The organism is Microbulbifer epialgicus (assembly GCF_041447265.1).
In the GTDB taxonomy this organism is placed as follows: Bacteria; Pseudomonadota; Gammaproteobacteria; order Pseudomonadales; family Cellvibrionaceae; genus Microbulbifer; species Microbulbifer epialgicus.
Map to the genome: position 1 here is coordinate 1 of NZ_JBGMEK010000101.1, position 11,293 is coordinate 11,293.

8 protein-coding genes are annotated in these 11,293 nt (G+C 46.3%); 3 read left to right on the forward strand and 5 right to left on the reverse strand.

The features are described from left to right. Positions 1 to 28 precede the first annotated feature (28 nt). Entirely contained in the window at positions 29 to 607 is a 579-nt protein-coding gene (locus ACCI49_RS21645) for a trypsin-like serine protease (protein WP_371841317.1), read from the reverse strand. 989 nt (positions 608 to 1,596) lie between these two features. On the opposite strand from ACCI49_RS21645, the gene ACCI49_RS21650 reads away from it, so the two are divergent. The 3 genes from ACCI49_RS21650 (at position 1,597) to ACCI49_RS21660 (ending at position 4,685) form a co-directional block, all read left to right on the forward strand. Further along, positions 1,597 to 1,980, forward strand: coding sequence for a helix-turn-helix transcriptional regulator (locus tag ACCI49_RS21650; RefSeq protein WP_371841318.1), 384 nt, complete (start codon positions 1,597 to 1,599; stop codon positions 1,978 to 1,980). Next, entirely contained in the window at positions 1,974 to 3,272 is a 1,299-nt protein-coding gene (locus tag ACCI49_RS21655; protein WP_371841319.1) for a type II toxin-antitoxin system HipA family toxin, read from the forward strand. The genes ACCI49_RS21650 and ACCI49_RS21655 overlap by 7 nt, the downstream gene beginning before the upstream one ends. 177 nt (positions 3,273 to 3,449) lie before the next feature. Further along, complete coding sequence (locus ACCI49_RS21660) at positions 3,450 to 4,685, forward strand: MFS transporter (RefSeq protein ID WP_371841320.1); 1,236 nt, start codon at positions 3,450 to 3,452, stop codon at positions 4,683 to 4,685. A gap of 160 nt (positions 4,686 to 4,845) precedes the next feature. On the opposite strand, the gene ACCI49_RS21665 is transcribed toward ACCI49_RS21660, so the two are convergent. The 4 genes from ACCI49_RS21665 to ACCI49_RS21680 all read right to left on the reverse strand — a co-directional run. Next, the gene (locus ACCI49_RS21665) at positions 4,846 to 8,445 is read right to left on the reverse strand and encodes an amino acid adenylation domain-containing protein (protein WP_371841321.1); all 3,600 of its coding nucleotides are present in this window, start codon (positions 8,443 to 8,445) and stop codon (positions 4,846 to 4,848) included. Positions 8,446 to 9,640: 1,195 nt separating this feature from the next. Continuing rightward, on the reverse strand, positions 9,641 to 9,958 hold the full coding sequence (locus tag ACCI49_RS21670) for a nuclear transport factor 2 family protein (RefSeq protein ID WP_371841322.1): 318 nt from the start codon (positions 9,956 to 9,958) through the stop codon (positions 9,641 to 9,643). Between the two features lie 438 nt (positions 9,959 to 10,396). Beyond that, the gene (locus ACCI49_RS21675; protein WP_371841323.1) at positions 10,397 to 11,047 is read right to left on the reverse strand and encodes an MOSC domain-containing protein; all 651 of its coding nucleotides are present in this window, start codon (positions 11,045 to 11,047) and stop codon (positions 10,397 to 10,399) included. 19 nt (positions 11,048 to 11,066) lie between these two features. Then, positions 11,067 to 11,293, reverse strand: a 227-nt coding sequence (locus ACCI49_RS21680) for a transposase (RefSeq protein WP_371841325.1), incomplete at its 5' end; no start/stop codon positions are given.

Genomic DNA, 11,293 nt, shown 5'->3' on the forward strand with positions numbered 1-11,293 from the left:
GCTTCATTACATGGAGGCGGTGGAAGCTTTAAATGGACTTAAATGATGTGTATAAAACACAGCGCCCACCGTGATACGTGCGCAAATCTCTGTTGCTGGAAACCCAAGCAACAAGACCAGCAAGCTGCCATCCTTGTTCTTCCTCGATAAGAACCGGGCTGCCACTATCGCCATTGCCAGCCATACCCTCAAGTGAAACAGCAGATGCTGGCGAATCAAATGTGTAGGAAATCCAGCGCATATCAACACTGGAGATAACATTGAAGGCTCTACGCAAAGAAGTTCGATGTGGGCTATTGGGTTTTGGCCCCTCTTTACCATTACCCGTGCTTCCCTTGCCGATTAACTGGATAGTCTTACCAAGTTCGTCATTGCCACGATAGAGAGGGATTGGCTCCACATCATTGATTGGCTCTTCCAACTTGATTAACGCAATATCATCTGACATTGCGAGGAATTCCTGTAACTTAATGCCTTCACCTGTAGCTAATGCCTCTTTGATAAGGGCTTCGGGTAGCATTTTGTGCCCAGAATGAACGAATACGGACGCAATTTTACGCGGCCGGCTATTAATATTGATCTCCTTAGGGTGTTTCGTACAGGTCACATGTGCCGCGGTAACAACTCACTGAGGAAAAATCAGGACCCCGTGCCCTTCTCCTGGAAAGTCGGCCAATGCTGGCAGTATTGAGGTGGGTACTTGGTAATTCTCATCTTCAATATCATCACGGATAACAATGGCACTGACAGGGAAAACAAAACTAAGAAAATGTATTCCTGTACGTACTTCATTTTTTTCACATCCATATTTTCTACTTCGTCTCTATCAAGGTGGCTATTAAGCTTACTCGAAGACTCACTCTTTTCCCTAAATTTTTATAACCAACTCCACTTGACTGGGAACCCACCATACTTAGTACAAATTGTTCACAAGTTGATATATAAAAACAACTATCTATTTAGTATCTTCTAAGCTACTCATAGCCCTGGGGACTTCGAATTTTTATACTCGAAGAATATTTTCTTCTACAGATGAATAAATTACCCACGAATAATATTGGCTTCTAAGTTCAAAATTAAATATTTATTTATCGATACATATTGCCTGGCTGACTCCAGATTGAATTTTCATACGGTGCATTAGTACCACCCAGGTCAGGTTATAGTTCAGCCCTCTAAGCTTAAGGGACGCTTCTTAGGAAGGAGTTGCTGCAGGTGAACAATGCGCGAACAGAGTGAGCTCCTTGACATCATTGTTTACGCATCTCGCAAGTCTCATAGCCCTTTCCAACATCTACAGCTCTTTTCCTCCTGAAGTGGCCCCAAGTACCTTCGCCTGCACAAGGATCTTCGGAGGACCATGGATAGAGGCTGCTCCGACTTTTAATTATGAACATAGGTATCGAGATCGATTTTACCCCTGGCATTGACCTTTACCCTGAATAAAAGCCGCCTTTCCACCTATAATTTAATTTTAAGCTAGTTAAAAGGTGGATTTTTAACTACTAATAGCATATAACTTTAACTTGTGTTAATAGATCAAAAAGCAGCTATTAAACAGCTGATTAGTAACTTACAGATGGAATAATAGCTACAATGGCCTTCCACGGACAGTCTGATAAACAGATACTCAATACGCTGGGCAACAGGCTCAGAGAGTACCGCTTGCGGATGAACTTCACCCAGGATGATATGGCTGAGCGTGCCGGCTTATCTACCTCCACCATCAAAGGGTTAGAGGCTGGTCGCGGCAGGCTCGACAGCCTGGTTGCGGCACTGAGAGTACTTCGACGGCTGGATGCACTGGAAGCTTTCCTCCCAGCTCCAACTGTTAGTCCCATGCAACTTGCTATGCATGGCAAGCAGCGGCAAAGAGCCAGAGCCTCTGGCGCCACTAAAGCCCTTAAAGGGGGGGCTGATGAAGGCACCCCCAAGACCCCGGCAAGAAACATTAAAAAGAGGGATAAGCCAGAATGGTAAATCGAACAAATACTGCAGTAGTGCATCTGTGGGGGGAAATAGTTGGCGCTGTCCATTGGGACGACAGCGGGTATGGTGCTTTTGAATATGCCCCAGAGTTTTTACAGCGCAGGCTGGATATTGCCCCTATTACCATGCCTATCGAGTCTCCAGTAGAACCCTATATGTTCCGCACACTCAATCGGGACACCTTTAAGGGACTGCCGGGGCTACTTGCAGACTGCCTGCCCGACAAATTCGGTAATGCCGTTATTGATGCCTGGCTCGCTCGGCAGGGGCGGACTCCGGAAAGCTTTAACCCCATTGAGCGGCTTTGCTATACCGGTACCCGTGGTATGGGAGCGCTGGAATTTCAGCCCGCGGTGGATGGCAGCTTTAAGGATTCTGTCGATCTCAATATTGAGGAGCTGGTAAAGCTAGCTGCAGCCATTACCCACAGGCAAACTGACCTGAACGCCCAACTTGGAAAGAGTGATACCGAGAAATCCGGGGCATTGCTGGACATATTAAGAGTGGGTACCAGCGCTGGAGGCGCCAGAGCAAAAGCGGTGATTGCTATGAATAGCGAGGGGGATATACGCTCGGGCCAAGTTCCCGCGCCGAAAGATTACGACTACTGGCTGCTGAAATTTGATGGTGCCGGGGATCTGGAACTCGGCGCCACCGATGGGTACGGGAGGATTGAGTACGCATACCATCTTATGGCCTTGGAGGCTGGTATTAACATGACAGACTGCCAGCTTCTCGAAGAAAACGGCCGGGCACATTTCATGACGCGGCGCTTCGATCGTGTGAATGGCAAGAAGCTACATATGCAATCTCTCTGCGGCATCGCGCACCTGGATTTCAATATGGCTGGCGCCCACTCTTACGAGCAGGCCTTCAGCGTTATGCGTGAACTCTACTTGCCCAAGAATGAAGCGATTCAACAATATCGCCGAATGGTATTCAATGTTTTGGCCAGGAACCAAGATGATCACACAAAGAACATTGCATTCCTGATGGGCCCCGAAGGCGAATGGTCTCTGTCGCCCGCATTCGATGTAACCTACGCCCACAATCCGGGGGGCGCGTGGACCAGTCAACATCAGATGAGTATCAATGGTAAGCGCGACAATTTCCAATTAGAAGATTTGCTTGCCGTAGGGAGGGCAATCAGCATCAAGCGGCCAATGGATATTGTTGAAGAGGTAGCAGCAGCCGTGAATAAATGGGAGGGCTTCGCTGAAAGCGCTGGTGTATCCGAAAGCTGGACGATCGAAATCCGCCAAAACCAGCGACAACTCTGCTGATCGATAATCCAGACAGTAAAATACGCAAGGAAGCGCAATTCCACCATACCGACACCCGAAAAAAGCAAAGTAGCAATCGCCCTACCGCTCCAGTAGATACTCCTGTCAAAGCACCCCAACTGCTATCTTGATTCAGTTATTGGAATTGATAACCGAACAAGAAGCGAGGCCCCCATCATGTCTTCAATGTGCCGCTTAGCCCTGCTGGCTGTGGTATTTGTTGACCTAATGGGCCAGGGACTCCTTTTTCCAATTATCAATGAACTGGTTATGTCGACAAAATTCCAGTTCTTACCTACAGATACGCCCCAGGCGACACGGCATCTATATTATGGCGTCGTTATCTGTAGTTTCTTTCTGGCTTGGTTTGTCGGCTCTGTATATATCGCAAAGCTATCCGATAGTATTGGGCGCAAGAATGCTATGGTGCTATGCCTAATAGGTGCTCTTGTTGGTTATGCAATAACTATCCTCTCTCTGGTTAACAGCAGCCTCTGGCTCCTGATCCTGGGGCGAGTGGTCAGCGGATTCACTGCAGGCAACCAGCCTATAGCGCAGGCGGCAATGATTGATGCCAGCAAGACAGAACTGGAAGCCTCCAGGAACCTGGGTCTTCTAGTGGCCGGCATGAGTGCCGGCGCGGTTGCCGGCCCTATCATGGCTGGCTTGTTGGCAGATAGAGAACTACTGGGGAATATCGCCAGCATTCAACTGCCCTTCTACTTTGCGCTAGTGCTTGTCGCCATCACCCTATGCCTAATCTTGCTCTTCTTCCATGACAGCCGAAAGGCACCGATGCAGCTTAAGCTGCGATTCCTGGATCTCTTTACACAGTTCATACATTTAAAAGACCGCCCAGGGGTAATCAGGCTTTGCCCCGCCTACCTCTGCTTTATGCTGGTACATCTCAGCTTTTATATCTTTATCGCCAATTACTTGAGTAGCCGGTTCCAGGCAGGCTTGCTGGTGACCAGCATGGCCATGCTGACTATGGGCATTGCTGTGGCGATATCCAGCCTGTTTATGGTTAAGCCAGTCTTATCACGCTGGAGCAAGCCATTGGTTATCAAATTATCTGCCTTGGTTATGGGAGGCAGCGCTTTAGTCTTTGCATTCAGTAATCAAATTTGGCTTTGTTACTTGAGCATTTTCTTTGCCTATCTCTGCTTTGGGCTCGCCTACCCCGCCCTCTTGAAGACATTTGCCAATAGCGTCGATGAAACTGAACAGGGCTGGGTAATGGGAATAGCCACCGCAGGCTTTACGCTGGTAGCAAGTCTGATTTCCCTGGTCGGTGGGGGAGCGATGGAATTGAATATTCGATTGCCATTTTTTATCACTGCTGCCGCAGCAATATTGGTCCTGTTACTGATTCAGCTGGGTTGGCGAAACTTAGCCAGAGTGGAGAAGTGAGAAATCAGCAACTTACGTCTCATGAAAGCTTCCTCAAGAGTGAGATGTCAAAGCTACAACTGCACCTGGAGCCATATGGGGCATGGATGCCAATAACGAATCCAAAAGAGGCCCCGCAGTATTTGCTAGGGCCAATCATCTAGATTAATTTTCGACTCAACTAGCAGACAACTTGCTCATGATGCAGCCGGCTAGCTGCTGACTCGTTTGAGCCCCGCCGCAGATCAACCATGCGCGCGATAAACCAAATAAATGCCTCCACCTGACCATTTAAAACACAACTCCCTGCACAGATGCTTTTCAGTAACCCTTGTACATCGGAGGAGTGCAAGGCGGAAACTGCATCGCTACTTTTTAGGAGCATTGAGCAGGAAGGCAGACCGGATATTTTATGATCACTTAAGGTCACATTTCCGTCGTAGTACAAAATCCTTACCGGCTCAGACTGGTCAGTGGCACTTACAGACATAGCCAGGTTTGGAGTTGGGGCTGAGCCTCCTGCTAATGATCGTTTAAGATAGCCGGAGAAATTATTCGCCCAATCTTCCACTTCGGACTGCGCTATGCTCGAGTCCATAGCTTTTTCTTTTGTGGCAACTAATAAGTTATCAACTTCCCGCTCCGCCTCAATCAGGGCCTCAACGGTCTTGTCTACATCCCCTTTCGTATGGGCTGCTGAGCAAATAAGCCTGAGCCGGCCACGCCCACTCTCCACTATGGGATAGGTAACCGCCGATGTCTGGACACCGCGTTTATATAACTCCTGCACTATTGCAAACAGCTTGTCTTTGTTACTAAAGTGCGGCGTAACAATAGGCCCATCTCCTGTCCCCAGATCATAGCCGGCTTGTTCGAACCGCTGCCGCATATAGCGCGTCGTATCCCAGAGCCGCTCCCGCAAGCCATCATCGGTGCTGAGCCTCCGCAGAGCCGTCAGTGCCGCGGCAATATCTGCAGGGCTGATCGAAGCCTGGAAAATATAAGCTCTTGATGATGACCTCAAAAGATCTACATACTCTTCCTTCGCCGCAATAACGCCACCAAGACTGCCCAGCGCTTTACTGAGCGTCGTCATAATGAAATCAACTTGGTCGGTAACTCCCTGTGCGGCACAAATGCCCGCTCCACGTTCACCATAGAATCCGAAGGAATGCGCCTCATCCACCAAAACGAGCGCATCATATTTCTTTGCTGTACGAACAATTTTGGCTACCGGTGCGGCGCCCTCCCCCATGCTGTATACGCCTTCCAGAACAACAAGGACCGTGCGGTATGGGGATACTTCTGACTCAAGCACAGACTCCAGGTCGGCGGCATCATTATGCTTGAATGTCCGGATCGTTGCTCCACAGAGACGGGCACCATCAACAATAGATGCGTGGCAAAGCTGGTCTATAACCACCACATCGTCTTCACCAAGAAGACCTGCAACCACTCCAACATTGGCGGTATACCCTGTAGGGAACAAGCATGCACTGGGTTTCCCTACCAGCTCTGCAAACTCAGTCTCGAACTCCAGGTGGAGATCTGTGAGACCTGACGCAGCGGCAGAAGTACCCATCCCAGTGCCAAACTTCGCTACCGCGGAAGCGGCTTCCTCCATAACTTCCTTATCCCGGTTCAGACCAAGATATAGATTGGTTGTCCAGATTATTGCTTCCTGCTCTTCATCGTTGTAAACATCACTCACTGTGCCCCGAGTGGCACTACCTGTGCGCAGCACTTTACTGTAAGGGTTTCGGCGCTGGTCGTTCACCATATACATGACTTCTTGCACCAGCTTACTCTTATCCAGTGCAGACCAGGACTGTGCTTTTGCAGCTTGGAAAGTGGGATGGCTAGATTGAATATGTGATTGGAAGCTGGCAAGTGAATCCGATGCTGCACGATTCACTTTTTCATTCGAGTCCTTAGCTGAATTATCACTCAAACTACCAAGGATGTGGTTTGCCAGGGCATTTGGGGTTGCGTAAGTAATAATCGCCTGGGAAGCAACCGAACGGCCCAGATTATTGCTCAAACGCCGAGCCAATTCCAAGGTTGTGAGAGAGTCTAGACCGAGGCCAGAAAAAGATTGCTCCGGTGATACATCTTCTGGATCAGCAAAATTAAGGAGAACGGCCACCTCTCTTTGGATAATCGACAGTAAGATAACTTGCTGTTCTGAGCTGGAACCGATCAGGCGTTGCATCAAGTCACTGGAACTATTCTCAGTACCAACCTTTGATCCCAAACCAGCATAGCTCTCCTCTAGTTTCATCAACTTTTTGCGATCGAGCTTATCGTTGGGTAACACAGGTAATGCCTCCAAGTGCCTCACGATTTGGGGAACCATATATTTCGGAAGCCGCTGCGCCAGGAAATCTTTAACTGCTGTATCTGTTATCGTTTTATCCCGGCTAACAAGGTAGACCGCTAGCATTTTCTGACCAATGCCACCATCTACAGCGGCCGCTGCAGCAGCTTCAATACCCGGCATAGTCTCAAGCGTCGACTCTATCTCCTCAAGCTCAATACGGAATCCCCTGACCTTAACCTGCTGATCGACTCTACCAAGAAATTCTATCTCATCATTTTCCGTCCACTGACACAGGTCTCCCGTTCTGTACAAGCGGCGATCCGGGATAAGGTCACTGGATTCCCTCTCGATAAAACGCTCCTTAGTGAGAATTTCATCGTATAAGTAACCTCTTGCCAGTTTGCTTCCAGCCAGATACAACTCACCGGCTTCACCCGAAGAAACCGGTTGCATGGACTCATTCAAAATATACGCACGGGAACCTGGCACTGATTTTCCAATCGTAATCGCCTTGGTGCCTGGCTTAACTTCGGTAATTGTTGAGTAAACCGTATCCTCAGTAGGGCCATAGGCATTGAACACCCGCAGCCCAGGTTTCAATGAATAAACCTGTTCAACCAGGGATCGCTTTAACGCCTCACCACCAAATACCAGGCACTGAAGCCCCTCGGGTAACTTTTCAGTGGCTAGTAATGTCTGCATTGCCGATGCCACAGATACACAGGTTCTTACTTGATCCGCTGCCGGATGGTTTGGCAAATCAAGTATATTCTTACCCAGTATTACCGTGCCCCCGAGTGACAAGGTGCCAAATATTTCCATTACAGAAGTGTCGAAACAGACTGAGGCCCCTGCGAATACTCCCTGGAGTTCCTCCTCACTGAACAACTCACCCATAGAGTGACACATTGCCACAATACTCTGATGCTCAACTGCAACACCTTTTGGCTTGCCAGTAGAGCCAGAGGTATAGATAACATAGGCCAAGTCATTGGCTGATGGCCTAGCGGGTCTATCTAAAATCTCCTCCCCTTGGTCGCTCACTTTGTCGAGCCAGATTAACTCCCCCACTTCGCGACACAGGTCAGCAGAACTATCACTATCCACGATAGCCGCCAAAGCACGTGAGTGTTCCAGCATGTAATGTACGCGATCTTGAGGGTAAGCTGGGTCCAAAGGTACATAGGCACACCCCGCTCGCATGACGCCAATTAAAGTTGCCACAAGCTCCCAGGAGCGGCTCATGCATACCCCAACCAAAGAGCCAGGCTTAATATCACGAATCTCAAGTTCAGCCGAGATCGCACTGGCCCGTTGTAGCAGACGCTTAAAACTCACACTGGCTCTCCCATCGATAATGGCTAATCGATCAGGGGCTTCCAGCATTTGCTGTACGATCAAACTGCAGACTGAAATATCGGCTAGGGGTTGTATTTTGGAGTTTTTAACTGGATTATTCACAGAATCTACCTCTTATCTTTATTAAAGATCCGGAAACTACCTTTCAATTCGACTTAAAGTTCTTCAAATTTAGTCATAATTTTAATATTTATGGAGATCACCCTATAGGGAGCCTCTGAATAACTCCGTAATGTCTCTGGCTTTTAAAATGGTTCCACAATCGAGGGGTGGCTTTGAAAGAATGTCTAGACCATTCAACAAGTCGTAACGCGGAGTGTGAACGCTCTGAAAGCCCTGATGGGTAGGAATTGAAGGCCGCATCTGCTGCCTTACAAAGGACTAAGATCATTCGCGGCGAACTGCCCCTTACAATTGCAGTTTTCAAGACCCGCAGAAATATTACAGAATTATTTAAGGGCTCCCTAGCTTTCAATGATGCATATATCATGATTTTTATATATTTTGAACATCGCTAAAATGGTCACCAATATTAGGACCAAATTAATGTGACACATTTATTCATTCTGACCAAGTTCAACTTGAGCTTACATCACAGATTAAACCTGAAGTACATACTGCGAAACAAGAATACTCTACCAAACTGATCCCATACATCCAACGACTTTTAAAAGTTTGAAATTTCCATATCAGGCTATTTCCCATAAAATAGAAGCTACTATTTATCGTATCATTGATGCATGACTTTACCATAAAGTTTTTTATTTTTATGTTTACTCAGCCAAAAATCTACACAGTTCTCAAAGATATGTGAAGACCATTGCCGAGCAACATTTGATTCACTTGGCCACAATCCAAGTCCAAATAGCCATTCTCGATTCAGGGTTAAAAGAAGCATAGAGATATATGCACAAAAGTTTAACGTATCAGGAATAATCTACCTGGATAAACTCTTCTTCACAGCATAATAATATAGTGCCGCTTGAGTTGATTTTAAAACCGGCATTACATACTCAACAACTGCTACAAGTTCCACATTCAATAAATTGGATGAAAAGCCCATCGAAACTGGATTTAAACTATTTTATTACAACTCTTTCTGAATTATGGAGCTGAATCCCAAAATGGACACCCTCTACAATACTAAACGATGTATGAGGTAGAAACTCCCCCAGGATCAACTATATAACACCTCTAATATTATGTTTTTCTCAATTTTATCGCCCCAAAGCCCCATCTGCTAGGCAACTATGCAAGAGTGGGCCACCTTAACCTGAACCCTCTCCCCTTCGCCAGCCTATAAGCGTGTAAATCTAAAATCTCCACCTGTAGGTTCTCCATCATAATATCCATCTATCTGCACTCGTGCGACAACCACAGCTGCACCACCAAAAATTTGCATCTCATATTCTGAGTAATTCATTGCTTTAATATTAAGGCGACCGGACTCATAGAGCATCAAATCATCTCTTTTAGTTAATCTTACCCCTAAATGATTTGTGAGTATTAGATCATCAGCAAGAATCTCAGACAGTATATGCACATCAGATTTAAGCTTTGCCTCCATCAATTTCACCTCTGCTTTTTGTACCTTGCTGGCTAATTGAATGTGCATAGAAAGATACCTTTGTTGCTCGTCAGTCAGTTACTGAGCCATCAAGTCTCAGATTTGTTTAATTGATGCGTCCAAAATACAAACCCCGCCGATACCACATACTACTTGTACAGCCAGTAACAAAGTGGATTGACATACCATTAAAATATTTACGTAAAAATAAATTAATAAAAAAAAGATCGCTACAGGCGAACAACCGCTAAAAAATGGCACTGCTATTCCTCAAAAGTTTTCTCAAAAATAACTTCCGTTTTGTATGACAGACCAGGCCACATCACCTACAAAGCATTCAAAGTGATTATTGCTGAGTTCGAAGCTTGAAAAAGGCATTTGTAGATGTAATTTTTCGAGACTGCACTTATCGAATTTGGATCAGCTCAAACTTAATCGAACAGCTAGCTTTTTAGCCACTGCCCTTCCCTATCTTAAACAATACCGCTAACTTATTCGCAAAAGCCGCCTGTCCGATTTTTCTTGCCACTCCCGAGAAAGGGCTTGTATCTGAAGAGCGGTTTCAAGTACTTGCTTGCTGTACGTATACTCTTTATCAAATAGGGCCCTAAACATGGCTTTTACACTGACAGAACCAGTTACTTCACTTACCTTACTGAGCTCCTCACCTTCTTCAATGTGGCCTTCTTCGAGTACCCGAAAATATACACCTGTACTGAGATGGTCTATAAATAGCTTAACTGCTTTATCATTATCTAAAGCCATATTAAGTTTAAAGCAAGGCGTTCTTGGCTGGCTAACCTCCAGAAGACAATCTCCAACCTGAAACTGGTCACCGATAAATACATCTTCTTCAATAAGCCCTGCAACAGTCAAATTCTCACCGAAGGCTCCAAAAGGCAGGTGACTACTCTCTAGAATACGTTTCCAATATTCATAGTGATCACTAGCAAATGCATAAACGGCCATATCAAATCCGCCATGATGCTTTAAATCGGCCTGCTCATCACCTTCCAAGTTGTTCCTGTTAACAAATATCCTACCCTTCACCGGTTTCTTAAAAATGCCAGTGGTGATCAGCTCACCTTTGTATTCAACAACCTTCTTCTTTGATACATTGATTGAAACAATTTTCATAGCTTTACCTAAATACCACCTATGCTAAGCCAACTTTCAGCAACCTTTCCGGCATTGGTGGTGTAGGGAGTAAGACAAGAATAAGTCGGGAAACGAGCGCTGACAAATCAAATCTTCGATTAAACCGATATTGAAATTCAGCTAAATAACGCTGCGCATATTTCGCCCTAATCGCGTAGTAGTTGCTACGCAGAGCACTCTTTAAATTACCGAGCACAGTATTCACCCAATAAAATTCAGGTTCAT

What these genes read in the sequence shown, in the direction of transcription:
- ACCI49_RS21650 (WP_371841318.1), top strand. Translation starts at nt 1,597, where the DNA reads ATGGCCTTCCACGGACAGTCTGATAAACAGATACTCAATACGCTGGGC.
- ACCI49_RS21655 (WP_371841319.1), top strand. Translation starts at nt 1,974, where the DNA reads ATGGTAAATCGAACAAATACTGCAGTAGTGCATCTGTGGGGGGAAATA.
- ACCI49_RS21660 (WP_371841320.1), top strand. Translation starts at nt 3,450, where the DNA reads ATGTCTTCAATGTGCCGCTTAGCCCTGCTGGCTGTGGTATTTGTTGAC.
- ACCI49_RS21670 (WP_371841322.1), bottom strand. Translation starts at nt 9,958, where the DNA reads ATGCACATTCAATTAGCCAGCAAGGTACAAAAAGCAGAGGTGAAATTG.
- ACCI49_RS21675 (WP_371841323.1), bottom strand. Translation starts at nt 11,047, where the DNA reads ATGAAAATTGTTTCAATCAATGTATCAAAGAAGAAGGTTGTTGAATAC.